This is a genomic window from Neptunomonas antarctica (assembly GCF_001305295.1).
Lineage (GTDB): Bacteria > Pseudomonadota > Gammaproteobacteria > Pseudomonadales > Balneatricaceae > Neptunomonas > Neptunomonas antarctica.
This window is the reverse complement of sequence record NZ_LJSI01000026.1, coordinates 183,229-198,877: the sequence shown is the minus strand read 5'-3', so window position 1 is coordinate 198,877 and position 15,649 is coordinate 183,229. Positions and strand designations below refer to the sequence as shown.

General features: G+C 45.8%; 15 protein-coding genes. 3 read left to right on the top strand and 12 right to left on the bottom strand.

All coding sequences use genetic code 11. The features are described from left to right. Positions 1 to 216: 216 nt before the first annotated feature. The 5 genes from Nant_RS05750 to bhcA all read right to left on the bottom strand — a co-directional run bounded on the left by Nant_RS05750 (position 217) and on the right by bhcA (position 5,752). Positions 217 to 1,095, bottom strand: coding sequence for an isocitrate lyase/PEP mutase family protein (locus tag Nant_RS05750; RefSeq protein WP_054340680.1), 879 nt, complete (start codon positions 1,093 to 1,095; stop codon positions 217 to 219). Positions 1,096 to 1,267: 172 nt separating this feature from the next. Then, positions 1,268 to 2,272 (bottom strand): iminosuccinate reductase BhcD, encoded by a 1,005-nt coding sequence (bhcD, locus tag Nant_RS05745; protein WP_054340679.1) that lies wholly within the window; start codon positions 2,270 to 2,272, stop codon positions 1,268 to 1,270. A gap of 76 nt (positions 2,273 to 2,348) precedes the next feature. Next, positions 2,349 to 3,530: a 3-hydroxy-D-aspartate aldolase BhcC gene (bhcC, locus tag Nant_RS05740; protein ID WP_054340678.1), complete on the bottom strand. Its 1,182-nt coding sequence runs from the start codon at positions 3,528 to 3,530 to the stop codon at positions 2,349 to 2,351. Between the two features lie 27 nt (positions 3,531 to 3,557). Further along, positions 3,558 to 4,532, bottom strand: a complete 975-nt coding sequence (gene bhcB, locus Nant_RS05735) for a beta-hydroxyaspartate dehydratase BhcB (protein WP_054340677.1) — start codon at positions 4,530 to 4,532, stop codon at positions 3,558 to 3,560. Positions 4,533 to 4,570: 38 nt separating this feature from the next. Continuing rightward, positions 4,571 to 5,752 (bottom strand): L-aspartate--glyoxylate aminotransferase BhcA, encoded by a 1,182-nt coding sequence (bhcA, locus tag Nant_RS05730; protein WP_054340676.1) that lies wholly within the window; start codon positions 5,750 to 5,752, stop codon positions 4,571 to 4,573. A gap of 347 nt (positions 5,753 to 6,099) precedes the next feature. Here bhcA and Nant_RS05725 point away from each other — a divergent pair, with 347 nt between their 5' ends. Together Nant_RS05725 and Nant_RS05720 are read left to right on the top strand one after the other, a co-directional pair. After that, positions 6,100 to 6,861, top strand: a complete 762-nt coding sequence (locus Nant_RS05725) for an IclR family transcriptional regulator (protein ID WP_054340675.1) — start codon at positions 6,100 to 6,102, stop codon at positions 6,859 to 6,861. Between the two features lie 302 nt (positions 6,862 to 7,163). Then, complete coding sequence (locus Nant_RS05720; protein WP_054340674.1) at positions 7,164 to 7,598, top strand: GlcG/HbpS family heme-binding protein; 435 nt, start codon at positions 7,164 to 7,166, stop codon at positions 7,596 to 7,598. Between the two features lie 304 nt (positions 7,599 to 7,902). Here Nant_RS05720 and Nant_RS05715 read toward each other — a convergent pair whose 3' ends face one another. The 7 genes from Nant_RS05715 to puuE all read right to left on the bottom strand — a co-directional run bounded on the left by Nant_RS05715 (position 7,903) and on the right by puuE (position 14,802). Further along, positions 7,903 to 9,330, bottom strand: a complete 1,428-nt coding sequence (locus Nant_RS05715) for a nucleobase:cation symporter-2 family protein (RefSeq protein WP_054340673.1) — start codon at positions 9,328 to 9,330, stop codon at positions 7,903 to 7,905. Positions 9,331 to 9,997: 667 nt separating this feature from the next. Then, complete coding sequence (locus tag Nant_RS05710) at positions 9,998 to 10,441, bottom strand: DMT family transporter (protein ID WP_054340672.1); 444 nt, start codon at positions 10,439 to 10,441, stop codon at positions 9,998 to 10,000. Positions 10,442 to 10,533: 92 nt separating this feature from the next. Continuing rightward, positions 10,534 to 11,715: a urate hydroxylase PuuD gene (locus tag Nant_RS05705; RefSeq protein WP_054340671.1), complete on the bottom strand. Its 1,182-nt coding sequence runs from the start codon at positions 11,713 to 11,715 to the stop codon at positions 10,534 to 10,536. A gap of 100 nt (positions 11,716 to 11,815) precedes the next feature. Further along, the gene (locus Nant_RS05700) at positions 11,816 to 12,319 is read right to left on the bottom strand and encodes an ureidoglycolate lyase (protein ID WP_054340670.1); all 504 of its coding nucleotides are present in this window, start codon (positions 12,317 to 12,319) and stop codon (positions 11,816 to 11,818) included. A gap of 10 nt (positions 12,320 to 12,329) precedes the next feature. Beyond that, a complete protein-coding gene (alc, locus tag Nant_RS05695) occupies positions 12,330 to 13,331 on the bottom strand; it encodes an allantoicase (protein ID WP_054340669.1) in 1,002 nt (333 codons plus the stop codon). Positions 13,332 to 13,360: 29 nt separating this feature from the next. Continuing rightward, the gene (uraD, locus tag Nant_RS05690) at positions 13,361 to 13,882 is read right to left on the bottom strand and encodes a 2-oxo-4-hydroxy-4-carboxy-5-ureidoimidazoline decarboxylase (RefSeq protein ID WP_054340668.1); all 522 of its coding nucleotides are present in this window, start codon (positions 13,880 to 13,882) and stop codon (positions 13,361 to 13,363) included. Further along, positions 13,879 to 14,802 (bottom strand): allantoinase PuuE, encoded by a 924-nt coding sequence (gene puuE, locus Nant_RS05685; protein ID WP_054340667.1) that lies wholly within the window; start codon positions 14,800 to 14,802, stop codon positions 13,879 to 13,881. Before puuE ends, uraD begins: the two co-directional genes overlap by 4 nt. Positions 14,803 to 15,179: 377 nt before the next feature. Here puuE and uraH point away from each other — a divergent pair, with 377 nt between their 5' ends. Next, complete coding sequence (gene uraH / locus Nant_RS05680; RefSeq protein WP_054340666.1) at positions 15,180 to 15,530, top strand: hydroxyisourate hydrolase; 351 nt, start codon at positions 15,180 to 15,182, stop codon at positions 15,528 to 15,530. Positions 15,531 to 15,649: the final 119 nt, after the last annotated feature.

The following is a 15,649-nucleotide window of genomic DNA, read 5'->3' as shown; positions in this document are numbered from 1 at the left end:
TCACTTCATTGGCTGCTTTTTTCGTTCCCATTTCATTCTATATGAGAAGCCATTTCACTATTTTGAGAAAGCATTTCATTTCAAATGAGAAATGACAATAGAGTCCTTTTATCGAGGCGTTGTGATGTTTTATCTGAAAGCCTTAAAAAATTAAGGCTCAGATTTTTACCAGTTTGAAAGGGCGATGATAGAAAACGGCTGATCAGCCGTGTCTTTTTATGCCACCTTCAGTGAATTAGCCGGAAAAATATAATCAGACGTTAATGCGCTATATTTATCGTGTTGTGAAAATGCTTTGATGATTTCTTTAGCGCTTCCCTGTGAGTCAGGGTGTTGGCTACCCTGATGTAATGCCAGTAACGACTCATAGGCTGCTTTTACCGATGCTTCATAAGAATGGTGACCGTTGAGGAAAATGCGGACATTTTTTCCGGCCATTTCTTCTCTGCTGCCTAACTCTACGTGACCATAACTGATCAGCATGATCGGTAGAGGTGTCGCTTCGGCAAGCAGTGCTAGTTTCTCTTTGTCATGCAATTCAAAAATACAGATTCCATCAATTCCGGTAGCGCTATACGCTCTGACGCGGCGTAGCACCTCATCGAAGGATTGACTGTTCAAGGCGTGGGTACGGGCAAAAATTGCAAAATCCGGGTCTTTACGGGCTTTGACTGCCGCCGTGAGTTTAGCGTTAGCTTCGTCTATTGAAATTAAACTCAGCGCGGGTTCGTTGTAGGGACGAGGTAAAATAGTGTCTTCAAACGTAATAGCGGCGGCACCGGCATGTTCCATTTCCTCAACGGCTCGCATTACATTGATCGAATTTCCGTAACCGTTATCACCATCGACAATAATAGGCAGATCCGAAGCGCTACAGACGCGTTTTGCCTGATCAGCTAATTCGCTCAGCGTCAGCAGGCTAATATCAGGAACACCTAGTGTCATCAAGGATGTGACAGAGCCTCCAAGAATACCCACTTTGAATCCGATTTTATCTGCCATGCGTGATGACAATGGATCAAATACAGACGCGCACGTCATGCACTGTTCTGTTTTCAGGAGCTCTCTCATTCGGTTTCTGGCAATATTAAGCATGTTGATGTACCTGTTTTTTCTGCGGATAATGACGTGTGTGAAGAAAGCCCCCTCCAGCAGGAAGGGGTGCTGCTGGTGCTTTAGCCGTAGCAGAGGGGGCTTAGTAATACTGGTTATTGAGTCGCTATTGTCGAGATAGCCCTACCCAATCGTAAATTTATGGGTATTTGGGTTAGAGACTAATTTTACTTGAAAGCTTCCGTTCATCAGCTAGCTGAACTGCTACGGAGGCTACCGCCAGATCCTGAAGGCCTACACCGGTGCCATCAAATAAGGTGATTTCTTCAGCTGAACTACGTCCACAATGGTCGCCATTGATGACATCGCCAAGTGAAGTGATATCGCCTGCTTTCAGGGCTCCTGAAGCGACTGCGTGTTGAGCTTCACCGATAGAAATGGACTGCGCTATTTCATCAGTAAACAGAGTTGCAGCAACGAGCAGAGCCGGATCAACTTCTTGTTTGCCTTTTGTGTCGGTACCCATGCAAGCGATGTGCGTGCCTGGTTTAATCCATTCGTGCCGCAATAGGGGTTCAAAAGCGGAGGTGATGGTAATAATGACATCGGCTTCTGCGCATAGCTGCTCACGTTCAACTGCTTCAAAAGGTAGTCCTAATTCTGCGCAGACGGTCGCTAAGCGCACCAGATTTTTCGGATGTGGGTTCCATGCCAGCACTTTTTCAAAGTCGCGCTGTTCAACGGCGGCGCGAAGCTGGAAGGTTGACTGGTGGCCTGCGCCGATCATCCCTAGTACTTTCGCATCTTTGCGAGCCAAATGAGCAATCGATACAGCAGAAGAGGCGGCTGTTCGCACTGCCGTGAGGTAATTGCCGCCAACAATGGATTTTATTTGACCTGTGTCCGGGTCAAATAAAATAATGGTGGACTGGTGGTTGGTCAGACCTTTAGCTGCATTGCCGGGCCAATAGCCTCCGGACTTTACGCCCAGTGACATGCCGGCGCGATCAAAGCCGGATTTGAAGCCGTATAACGCATCGGCATGGCCGATTGCTTCGCGTACGACCGGGAAATTATAGGCATCGCCACGCGCCATGGCTGCAAAGACATTTTCCACCGCGGTAAAAGCCTCAGGGCGACCCACGGTCTGTTGACAGACATCTTCAGAAACAATTGAGATGCCCTTTTTATTCGTAGGTGGATCAACTGGAGCAAGCATATTTTTCTCCTATTCGAGAAGGCCTGCTGTTTATTACTAACAATAAACAGCAGGTGTATTATTTAGTAAACTTTTTTCAGTAAGCTTTACCGCGTGCACTGACGGGCCACAGCACTTCTACCTTGCCGTTACGTACGCCAACATAGTAGTCGTGAACGTTACAGGTTGGGTCGCAATGTCCGGGTACCAATTTCAGCTTTTCGTTGATTTTCAGCGCCCCGTTCGGGTCGGAGATAACCCCGTGCTCATCAGAGCATTTGATGTATTCAACATCGTCACGACCAAAGATGTACGGTAAGCCGCTGTCGACTGATTGTGCTTTCAGGCCAGCATCGCAGATAGCTTTATCAGCTTTGGTATGGCTCATTACGGATGTGAGGATAAACAGCGCGTTTTCAAATTCAGAGATTTTGTTGCCGTTTTCGTCTTTAATCCGCTGATAATCAGCATCCATAAAGGCGTAAGAGCCGCACTGTAGTTCGTTGAATACGCCTGAAGTACCTTCGAAGTAATAAGAACCTGTACCGCCACCACCCACGATGTCGCATTCCAGGTTTTTGTCTTTTAGCATTGCGATAGAGCGTGCAACTATCGCTACAGCAATCTCTATTTTTGCTTTACGGTCTTCGAAGCCTTCCATGTGCTGCATCGCACCCTGATAAGCCTGAATGCCGGCAAATTTTAAGTTAGGTGCCGCATTGATAGCCACTGCAATGTCGACGACTGGCTGGCCTGCTTCAACACCACAACGGCCTGCGCCACAGTCTATCTCAACCAGACACTCAATCTGTGTGCCGTGTTTTTGAGCAGCAGCAGAGAGTTCTGCTACGTTGTCGATATCATCAACACAGCACAGAGTGCGTGCGCCTAGTTTAGGCAAACGTGCTAAGCGATCAATTTTTGCTGGATCACGTACTTGGTTAGACACCAGTACATCCTTGATGCCGCCGCGTGCAAAAACTTCAGCTTCTGATACTTTCTGACAACAAACGCCACAGCTATTACCGAGTTTTTCTTGCAGCAATGCAATATCAACCGATTTATGCATTTTGCCGTGTACACGGTGACGCACGCCCATCTCTTTAGCATATTGACCCATAGTGCAGATGTTCTTTTCAAGTGCATCCAGATCGATTACCAGGCAAGGCGTTTGAATATCCGCTTCATCCATACCGACAACGGCGGGTACATCGTAACCAACTTCTAAGCTTTCATGTAAGCTTTCACATAAGTTTTCAGGGCTATTGTGTATCGTCATGTTCATTTGCTCCGGTTGGAATGAGTATTAGTTTTTAAGCCATGGAAGGGTATCAAGGTCGACATTGCCACCCGTGATGATCACGCCCACACGCTTGCCTTTGAAAATTTCAGGATTTTTCAAAATAACCGCCAGAGGAACCGCGCTGCTAGGCTCCATGACGATTTTCATGCGTTTCCAGATCAGCTTCATCGCGTCGATAATTTCATCTTCAGTGGCGGTGAAAATATCGGTCACGTGATTCCTGACAAAATGCCAGGTCAGGTCTTTTAAGGGGACTTTCAGGCCATCGGCAACGGTCTCAGGTGCGTCATCTGCAATAATGTAGCCGGCTTTAAACGAGCGCGCCGCATCATCGGCGTTGAGCGGTTCAGCGGCATAAATTTTCACGTCGGGCGCAATGCTAGAAACCGTCAGGCAGGTGCCTGAAATCATTCCGCCACCCCCGATAGGGGCGATAATCGCATCCAGATTTTCAACCTGGCTCACTAGCTCTTTCGCGCAAGTAGCCTGCCCCGCAATAACACGAGGGTCATTGTAGGGGTGTACAAAATCAGCGCCCGATTCGCCGACTACTTTTGCAAAGGTTTCTTCGCGTGACGTCGTTGACGGTTCGCATTCGACGATCGTGCCGCCGTAACCGATAACGGCATCTTTTTTCGCTTGAGGTGCGGTACGTGGCATAACCACCGTGACCGGGATGCCACGCTGACCGGCAGCATAAGACAAAGAGAGTGCATGGTTACCCGATGAGTGAGTGGCTACACCTCGTGCCGCTTGCGCTTCGCTAAGGCCAAAGACAGCATTAGAAGCGCCGCGTACTTTAAAGGCCCCGGCTTTTTGTAAGTTTTCACATTTGAAAAACAATTCCGCTCCCGTCAGTTCATTAAGAAAGCGTGACGTTAGAACAGGTGTTTCATGGATGTAAGGCTTGATTCGCTCATGCGCTTCAAGAACATCCTCATAGGTTGGAATGGTTAAACCGTTGTTATCAGTAATCATGGCTTACCTCACACATTTGATTAGCAAAGAGCAGTTCATTACCCGATGTTTGCTGCGGCAGTTTTACGGAAATATTCCTGCGCTGCAGCGACACCTGAACCCAGAGTGATGGGGTAATCAAGATCCGCCATCGCCATCTCGATGGCGGCCAGTCCAGACAACACCATAACTTCTGTCAGAGAGCCCAAATGGCCAATACGGAAAGCCTTGCCATTCATTTCACCCAGACCAATACCGAAAGACACGCCATACGCGTTAAAGGCATGATCAGTCAGCTTGTTACTATCAAAACCTTCGGGTACATAAATAGCGCTTACGCTGTGTGAATACAGTTCAGGCGCGTTGGCACACAGTTTGAAACCCCATGCAGCAACTGCTTGCCTTACGCCTTCAGCAAGACGAAAGTGGCGAGCATAGACATTGTCCAGACCTTCATCGAACAGCATAGTTAAGCTTTCTTTTAATCCATAAATTAGCTGCAATGGAGGCGTATACGGGAAACCACCGTTTTTGTTAGCGGCCATCATGTCGCGGAAATCAAAGTAGGTACGTGGCAGTTGTGCTGTTTCGATTGCCGCCAAGGCTTTCGGGCTGGCCGCCAGAATAGCCATACCGGTTGTCAGCATGAAGCCTTTCTGAGAACCCGCAATGGCGATATCAACACCCCATGCATCCATTTTAAAAGGCATAGAACCCAGTGAACTTACGCAATCGACGAACAGCATAGCGGGGTGGCTGGTTGTGTTCATTGCTTTACGTACCGCGCCAATATCACTAAGCACACCGGTAGCGGTTTCGTTATGCGTTACCAGAACGGCTTTGATTTTGTGAGCGCTGTCTTTGTTCAGGCGTTCCCGGAACAAATCTGCTGGAGCACCGCTACCCCATGGGCATTCGATCACTTCAACATGCAGATCGTGACGTTGACACATGTCGATCCAACGATGAGAAAACATACCGTAACGTGCGATCAGAACAGTATCGCCAGCAGACAGGGTGTTACAAATAGCGGCTTCCCATCCGCCCGTACCGGTAGAAGGGAAGGTGATAACCTGCCCTGCTTCAGTGCCGAAAACGCGTTTGCAATCCTCTAAAACCGGTGCGAAAGTTTTCACAAAATCCGGCGAGCGGTGATCGCGTGTTTGCACGTTCATCGCATGGCGTACTCGGTCAGGGATATTCGTTGGGCCTGGTATAAAAACCGGATTTTGATCGGACATTATTTCTACTCCGTAAGGTAGTTAAATAGGGTTCGCTGAACCAGAACACTGTATTCATAACGATCAGTATTGTATTTATATCGATCTATAATTGTATTCATTAAATTAATCAGAATGCATACAATAAATAAATAATTTGTATGCTTTATAGACTATGGTTTTTTTGTTAGTCTCGCAATACGAATCAGTTTCACAATATGAAATGAAGTATTTTTATAAGTTGTTGATAATAATGTATTATTTTTATTTTAATTTTTAATATTATGATAAATCCAATGAAAATTTTGATTGTGTTGCATTGATTGTATTTTTAAATTTGTTATTTTGTATTCTTTGGAGGGCTTAATATGAGCAGCTTAAAACCGGATTCTCGAATTCAGGTAATCGATCGGGCAGCCTTATTACTTGATGCAATTTCTCGTTACACGAACCCCGTAAAGCTAAAAATATTGAGTGCTGATACCGGTTTACATCCATCGACAACACATAGAATTCTTCACTCGCTGATCGATAATAGTTTTGTTGCTCAAGATTCCAATGGTCAGTATCGGCCTGGGAAGAGGTTGCTGGGGCTGAGCAGTCATTCGCAGGAAAATAATGATGTGCGGGCAGTCGCTCTCCCTTACATGGAGAGATTAAGGGATAGATTTAGTGAAACAATTAACCTTACTATTCGTGAAGGTGATGTGGTTATTTACTTCGAAAAAGCAAATCCAAAACGTATGATGCATGTACAGCAAATTGTCGGTAGTAGAGCTCCATTGCATGTGGCTGCTGTCGGTAAGCTGATTCTGGGCAGTGGTGGTAAAGCCGCAATTGAAAGCTATGCACAACGTACTAATCTCCCGGCTTATACCCGAAACACCTTTTCTTCCTTGCCTGAATTAACTCAAGAGTGTTTGACGAGTGTTCAACAGGGCTTTGCCTTGGATAATGAAGAAGCGGAGATCGGTGTCGGTTGTATCGGCGTTCTCTTGTATGACAGATCTGGTGGTGTGGCGGCAGGGCTTTCTCTTTCAGCGCCTATTGAGCGAAGGAGAAACGAATGGATAGAGGATGTCGTTAAGGCGGGTAAAGAAATATCTGCAAAACTTGGCTATTCTGCATAATGACCGAGGGACTATTCATAGCGATGTAACACTAAAATTAACAAGCCTGATGCGCACAAGGGATTAAACGGTTGCTCGTTATATGCATGTTTGAAAGATAGAAATAATCTGTTATTTATCAATGTGTCCTATTTTAAATAAAATTGTATACATAATTTGTATGTTATTGTATAAATTAATGTATGGCTGCGTAGTGTTGAAAAGTAGTGGGCAGGATGCGAGCCTTATCTATTGCCTGTTTATATTCCTGTTACGAGTGGCCGAAATAATTCTAATATTTGAAATTAATGGGAGTCTCATACATGAGTGAATTAGATTTGGGCAGAGCAATGACGATTACACAAGAAGCTTTTAATAAGAGCTTGGAACTTCAGGCTTCGCCGCTTTCAGTAGCGGTGTTAGATGTTGGAGGGAAAGTTATTTCATTACAGCGTCAGGATGGCTCAAGCATGCTGCGGCCAGACATTGCCTTTGCTAAGGCATGGGGCGCTGTAGCAATGGGAAAGTCCTCTCGTGCTATCGGAATAGATGCCCAGGAGCGCCCTGCATTTGTTTCTGCTTTGAATACGCTGGCTCAGGGAAACGTAATTCCCGTCGCTGGTGGTGTGTTAATTCGTAATGATGAGAATGTCGTTGTCGGGGCTGTGGGTATTAGTGGTGATACTTCGGATATTGATGAACTGTGTGCCATCACTGGCGTGCTGGCAGCGGGTTTTTTTGTTGAAACCGCTAGTTGAAATTTTAGATTCCAGAATTAATTAATAGTAACGCATCTTATTAAGAGAACGGATAAGTAAAACCCCCGAACATCAAGCGCACCTAAATTACCTAAGCCTGGAATTGCGCTGCCGTTGCTGGTCATGCGACAAGATGGCCTTTGGCGGTATATCGGTATGCATCTTCAGGGTTTTTGCGGTAGCTTTTACAGGTTCCGCTACTCAAGGACTATGCAATGCAAAGTGTTTTTAGAAGGAGGGTGTTCAATTTTTGATATTAGAATGTAAGAGAGTCAGGTCCCTTACATTCTGGGTATTGACTAAATTAAGATTTATCGGTGAGGTGATCTCCACTGATAGCTTCTGCATTGACGTGGTCAAGTTCGTCCAGCAGTTTTTGTTCAGCGTCTTCTTCCGGCAGAAGAAAGTTAAGGAAAATTGCCGACATAGCACCGATAGTAATCGGTGATCCAATGATGTTTTTTAGTGTTTTCGGCAACTCTGATAGCACTTCAGGCACGGCTGAGACTCCTAGACCTAAACCCAGAGAAACAGCGACGATAAGCATGTTCCGTCGCGAAAACCCTGATTCGGCAAGAATCTTAATACCGGCAACGGCAACGGTAGAAAACATAATGATGGTTGCCCCACCGAGAACCGGTTTAGGCATCAGTTGTAGCACGCCACCGATAACGGGGAACAGGCCAAGTATCACAAGAAAGCCTGCTATATAGAGTGCTACGTGTCGGCTGGCAACGCCGGTGAGCTGTATCACGCCATTGTTTTGGCTGAACGTAGTCATTGGGAGGCTGTTTAGGGATGCTGCCATAGCTGAGTTGAATCCATCAGCTAACACTCCGCCTTTTATCCTCTTTATGTAAAGAGGCCCTTTTACAGGTTGGCGAGAAACCATGCTGTTTGCCGTTAAATCACCGGTGGTTTCAAGAGCTGTCACAATGAATATAATCGCGATAGGAAAGAATGCCGCGAAGTTGAAATCAAAACCATATTTAAAGGGGATTGGTACAGTGATTGTTGCCAGACTATTTAGACCGGAAAAATCAACTTTACCCATCAGAAACGCTACAAAGTAACCCACACTTAACCCAATGATTACTGCGCTTAAACGTAGGGATTGGATTTGGAAACGATTCAGATAAATGATGATAAATATCACCGTTCCTCCTAGCGTTAAGTTCTCTAGTGAGCCTAAATCCGGTGCGCCGAAGCCTCCCGCAAGATCGGTCATACCTACTTTGATGAGTGACAGCCCTATCAGCGTGATAATGGTGCCAGTGACTACGGGTGTAATTATCTTCTTTAGTTTATGGATAAAGCGACTCAGAAAAATTTCCACGAATGCTGCAATGAAACAAACACCGAAAATGGTAGCCAGGATTTCTTCTGGTCCTCCACCTTCTCCTTTTACAATGAACCCTGCCGCTAGGATGGAGCTTAAAAATGCAAAGCTTGTTCCTTGCACACAAAGTAATCCGGATCCAAGAGGGCCAAATGTTCTTGCCTGAATAAACGTTCCTATACCTGAAACGATTAAAGCCATACTTACCAGGTAAGGCACTTCTTCGCCCAGACCGAGCACGCCACCGATGATAAGCGTGGGAGTGATGATTCCGATAAAGCTTGCTAGCACGTGTTGTATTGCTGCAAATATGGATGGAGCAACAGCAGGATTATCTTCCAGTCCGTAAATCAGGTCATTATTGCCCGAACTGTTTGGGGCTGTGTTTTTCATAGTTGCATTACCTATTTATTTTTATTGGGTTCAAGCGAACCAACGTTGTCGTGCAACGTAATTTGGTTCGATGATTTTCTGAACGTTTTCTCCTTAACTCACTTGTAATAACTATAAGTCCGATAAGAGTGTCTGTCTACATTATCGATAAAAATTGTATACTATGAATTTCACAAAGTGAAAAATAAAGGTTAACGTTCACTTTTGTATATGTGATGTGTCGACTTGTAGTGGAGTATTGAAAAAATGCGATTTTGGCTGTTTTAGTTTGTTGTTAAAATTAGATTTTTAAGTTCAGATGAGTGTAAAAAAAGTACTATAAAAAGGTTTAAAATAAATATATTTCAACCGCTTAAGTAAATACTTTTTATAGTGGAGGGTGCCATCATAAATTTATCGTATTGATTCTATTTATACGAAAATTAGTGATTCTCTTCACCAATAGCGGGTGGGCTGTTCGCAAGAAATAAAATAACTGGCCAGTATTCTGTGTGCTTTATTTATATATTTTGAATACAATTGTAAGCTTATTAGTATTATATAGATTATTAAATCTATTCTCTAAGCCTAAAGTGACAGCCGTTTTCAGTTGTGGTGCAAAGAAAATTTTTGGATGTAAATATGATGAACGAGCCCTGAGAGAGGGAGTGGTCGGTGTGTTGGTAACTCACTGCCTTTGAATAAAATACAATCCCAATAATAATAGCAGGACTCCGATTACCCGGGATGGTGTTACTGCGATAACCAGAGAACCAAAAAAGCCGAAGTGATCTAAAATAAGTGACATGACTAGCTGCCCAACGATTGCCGCTGCCAGCATATTTGCAATACCTACCTTAGGCATTAGGTACAGCATACCACTCACAAATATCACCCCTAAGAACCCGCCACAGTATAGATACCAGTCAGTATCCGTTATGCGCTTCCAGTCTGGCAGGCTTGCTTGCACAAACAGTAAAGCTGCGATACAGGCGATTGTGCCGCCGATATACGATACCAGCGTGGCCTGCATTGGATGGATCATGGCTAAGCCTAGTTTAGCGTTAAGCGCTCCCTGTATCGGAATTACAGCGCCAACAGCGATGGCTGTTATGAGTAATGTTACATTCATATAATCCCTTATTTTGCAGAATAAATAACAACTGACACCAGGCATAAAATTTAGTCTGGTGTCAGCGGGTTGTGTTGCCAGGCTCACCTCAATTACTTAATAGAAGCGCCTTTTTGTATCCATAATGCGATCAGGTCTCGTTCCTGTTGGGTCATCTGGGTGATATTACCCAGAGGCATAGCCTGAGTTGAAATAGACTGGACCATTATCCGTGGTACCAGTGCTTTTATCTGTTCAGGCGTTTCCATTATTACGCCTAGCGGAGCGGTAGTAAAACCGGCATAAGTTGGATTTTCTGCATGGCAGACGGTGCAGCGTTCGTTGATGACTTGCTTTACTTGCTGAAAGCTTACCTGACTTTCCAGGTTGCCTTGTACCACTTGTTGAGGCGCAGTAACAAAGGCCAGTGCTAGCATACCCAGCGCCGCGGCCGGTAATGTCCATAGATATTTCTGGGATTTATGTCGCGTGTTGAAGTAGTGACGTACCCCTACGCTTAACACGGCTAACGCTGCCAAAATCAACCAGTTATACTCACTGCCAAACGTGCTTGGGAAATGGTTGCTGATCATGATGAACAGTACTGGCAGAGTAAAGTAGTTGTTGTGACGTGAACGCAACAGGCCTTTTGCAGGCAGTGATGGATCGGGTTCTCGTCCTGATTCTATTGCACCGACAAGTGCGCGTTGGGCCGGCATGATCACGCGGAATACGTTGCCCACCATGATAGTACCGATAATCGCACCCACATGTATAAAGGCGCCACGTCCGCTAAATATCTGAGAGAATCCCCAGGCTGCAGCCACCAGCAGAATGAATAGTATCGCTGCCAGTAACGTCGGTTTTTCACCTAATACAGAATCGCACAGAGTAGTGTAAATAAACCAGCCCGCCACCAGGCTGGCAACACTGATAGTAATTGCAGCAGCGGAACTAATACCTGAGCCCGGTGCAACCAGATAAAGTTGCGCATTCAGATAGTAAACTACGACTAGCAGGAAGAACCCTGACAGGAAGGTGGCGTAAGCTTCCCACTTAAACCAGTGCAGTGTTTCTGGCATTTTTGGTGGTGCCAGTTTGTATTTTTCCAGATGATAAATACCGCCCCCATGGATCGCCCATAAATCGCCGGACAGGCCATCACGGGGTTTACTTCTATCCAGATGGTTTTCCAGCCAGTTAAAATAGAAGGACGCGCCGATCCAGGCGACACCGGCGATCATATGCCCCCAGCGAACCAGCAGGTTGAGCCATTCTGTAATATGCGGATCCATTGTTTACTCCTCATATAGCTTTGACCCTGCAGATATTTTAAAGGCCAAAAATATTATTGTTGTCGGTTTTATTACTTACCAGTAGTTATTTAGCCGTGAGTTATTTGCCGGGATCTAGCAGGATCTCTGCCCCCTCAGCAAAAAAGAACTCATCACAGTTGTTTCCTTCTCCCTGGCGATCTACGACCAGAAAATCATCTTCATCTACGCAGCACAGGATCGGGTGATGCCATACGCCACGGTGATAATTAACACCCTGGCTACCATCGGTAATAAATGCTTTTATTGCTGATGGTTGCGGGTTTTCGCCGGGCTCTGCGACTAATAGCAAAAACGGTTTCTGTTTTAACGGTATGAAAGCCTGGCTGCCGAGAGGGTGGCGTTCCAGCATTTTGATAGCTAACGGCATTTTCAGGGCCTGAGCCCTGAAGATGCTGATAATTCCTTGATCACCAGGTGCGCCGAGTTGTACGTTGGCCAGTCGGTGAAAACGTTGTGTTGAACCGTTGTTGATCATGAAAAAATCACGATCAGCGGTTTCGATTACATCGCCGTAAGGGGCGAAAGCTTCAGCCGTCAGTGGTTGTGGGTAAAGAGTCAGCATGCTTACCTCCTCAGACAGCTTTTTTGTCAGATAATTGGCCGAAGAGTCTTAATCGGCTTACGCCGCCATCAGGGAAGATGTTCAGACGAATATGTGTTATCGGGCCGGTAGCGCAGATCTGCTCAGAAAATTCGTGCTCCTGATGCATCTCCAGTTTCTGTGACGGCAGCAGCTCTTTCCAGAACAAACTCTGGGTTTCGATCTGTTCATCGGTGCCGCCTTTAACGTAAGACGCCTGAATTGAACAGCTATCAGGATAGTTACCTTTAAAGTGCAGCGTATCGACTACGATACGGCTGATCTCACCAGGATGTCCCAGAGCAATAATTACCCAGTCATTTCCAGGGGTACGACGACGCGCGGTTTCCCAGCCATCACCCATGTTGATGCCACGGTCCGGATTGAGGATGTTACTCATAGTGCCGAAGTGTTCATCACTGCAGGCGAGGGCGCGACCGCCATTGAGTGATGATGCCAGATCAATCTCCTGATTGGCGTCGATGTTGGACCAGTCAAGATACGGGGTGCCGTAGACTTTAAGGCGGGCTACCCCGCCGTCCGGGAAAATATTAAAACGGATATGGGTCCAGGGGCGGTCATCATTAACCGCATGCAGGTGCTGGCTGTTGCCGTTCAGGCTAACGGCACTCAGCACTTCAGTCCATTGTGCGTCGTCAGCCGGGTCGCCTTCAGTACAGAAACAAGCTTCAAGTGATGCGGAGGGTGGGAAGTTACCGGTGAAGAACGACGTATCAATATCAACACCTTTGATTGCGCCAGGCACACCGAGGCGAATAATGGTGAAGTCGTAACCTTCGAAGCGTTTGCGACGTGACTCCCATCCATCCATCCATTTACCGTTGTCATCAAATACACCTTCCTTCCAGACAGGTGGGGTAGGTTGAAGCATTCGGTCCACGGCGGCAAACCAGTCATCGGTTACATAAATAGCTTTACTACCGAGTCGCGCATCGGCCAGGTTAATGTTTTTCTGAAATTTTGCTGGGTTCATAATATTACTCGCTGTGCCTTTTATATTTATTACAGGATTGCCAGCCTGAACTGGGATATTTTGTTGATTTCTTGTAGCGCTCTGACAAATTCCTGCTCTGGTGCGTGGTGAATGCGCTCCTCAAATGACGCCAGAATCAGGTGACGATTACTGCCTTTGACTGCCATGATAAAAGGGAAGCCGAACTTGGTTTTAAATGCATCGTTCAACTCAGTAAACCGGGCAAACTCTATAGCGGTACAATCGCTGATGCCGGCCCCGGCCTGCTCTGATGTTGACGCTTCAGTGAGTTCACCTGAAACTGCCGCTTTACCCGCCAAATCCGGGTGGGCGTTAATGAGATCAAGCTGTGCCTGTTTGTCAGCATTGAGCAGTATGCTTGCCATCTTTTTCTGGAGTACTGCAATCTCATTATGGCTGCTGTCTATGCCCTGATCGTAAGCCTGCTCGGCGATCCAGGGTGAGTGTTCATAGATATCACCAAAGGTGCTCACAAACGTGTCGCGATCCATCTCGCTGGGGGTGCAGTGTTGAAAACAGACTTTACTCATCGTGCGTTCTCCGGGTTGTATGGGTGCTTCTCATACCAATGTTTGGCAATATCAACGCGGCGGGTGAACCAGACCTGTTCGTGGCTTTTTGCGTAAGCAATAAAACGTTCTAAGGCCGCGATTCGGGCCGGTCGTCCGATCAGTCGGCAATGTAAGCCGATAGAGAGCATCTTCGGTGCATCGGCACCTTCTGCATATAATGTATCGAAGCTGTCTTTCAGGTACTGATAAAACTGTTCGCCGCTATTGAAGCCCTGCGGTGTGGCGAAGCGCATGTCATTGGTATCCAGTGTGTAAGGGATGACCAGATGTCCTTTGCCGTTATTGTCGACCCAGTAAGGCAGATCGTCATCGTAGGCGTCAGAGTCGTACAGAAAAGAACCTTCTTCCATCACTATATTGCGTGTATTTGGACCGTTGCGTCCTGTGTACCAGCCTTGTGGCCGTTTCCCGGTAACGCGTGTAATGATCTCGATAGCGCGCTCAAGATGATCGCGTTCTTCAGATTCGTTCATGTACTGATAATCAATCCAGCGGTAACCATGACTGCATATCTCATGGCCCGCTTCAACCATGGCTTGCGCAACGGCTGGATTGCGTTCCACTGCCATGGCTACAGCAAATATTGTTAAAGGGATGTCATGCTTATTGAATAGTTTTATAAGACGCCATACACCTGCGCGGCTGCCGTATTCATAGCAAGACTCCATGCTCATATTACGTACGCCGGTTAAAGGCTGGGCGCCAGGCATTTCTGACAGAAAAGCTTCTGATTCACTGTCGCCATGAAGAATGCAGCGTTCTCCGCCTTCTTCGTAATTAAGTACGAATGAAATAGCAATACGTGCCTGGTCTGGCCAGTGAGGGTGAGGCGGGTTGCTGCCGTATCCGATTAGGTCGCGTGGATATTCGTTGCTCACGAGTCGATTCCTTTTGATACAGTTTAAGACCGGTATTAGTTAGATTAAGATAAACATTAATTTACTTAATTGTATACAATAACGCAGAGTGATTGCAAAAATAAACGACCGCTATAGGCCGAAAAGACTGTTTTTTTATAATTAATCACATTTTTTAATGGATGTACTTGCTTTAACTGTGTTTGTTAGTTGTTTTACACTGGCTGATTTATATGTATACAATAAGTAAATTTATTGTTGCGATTATGTTGTTTCCTGTTCTATAGTCGACTCGTCTGATTATTAATAGTTGGCTTATCTGATTACGAAAAAGTACCCGTGAATAAGACGTGTGCTTACCAATTGAAGGAGGGTGCTTTACGCACTGTAAGAAATATATGGGATATTTAACGACGCATGTACTGGACACCGCTCATGGCTGTCCTGGGAATGATATTAGCGTTTCTCTGTACCGTATTGGTCAAGAACGCGAGCTGATTACACAGGTAAAGACAAACGCTGATGGGCGTTGTGATAAGCCAGTGCTGGAAGGGGATAACTTCCGCAAAGGTGTTTATGAATTGGTATTCAACGTGGCTGCCTATTATCAAAAGCGTGGAGTTCAGATGCCAGAGCCTGCGTTTTTGGGTGAAGTTGTACTGAGATTTGGCATTGCTGATGAGGGCGAGCACTATCATGTCCCCTTGCTAATCTCACCTTATAGCTATTCGACTTACCGGGGTAGTTGATCTGTCCTGCTGAAAACACATTAGCTGCAAACCTTTATTACTTTCACTTTGGCCGTGTTTTATAAATTTAACGTTATCTATAAAGAGGTAATGTTTTTATATCTTAATTGTATACAAGC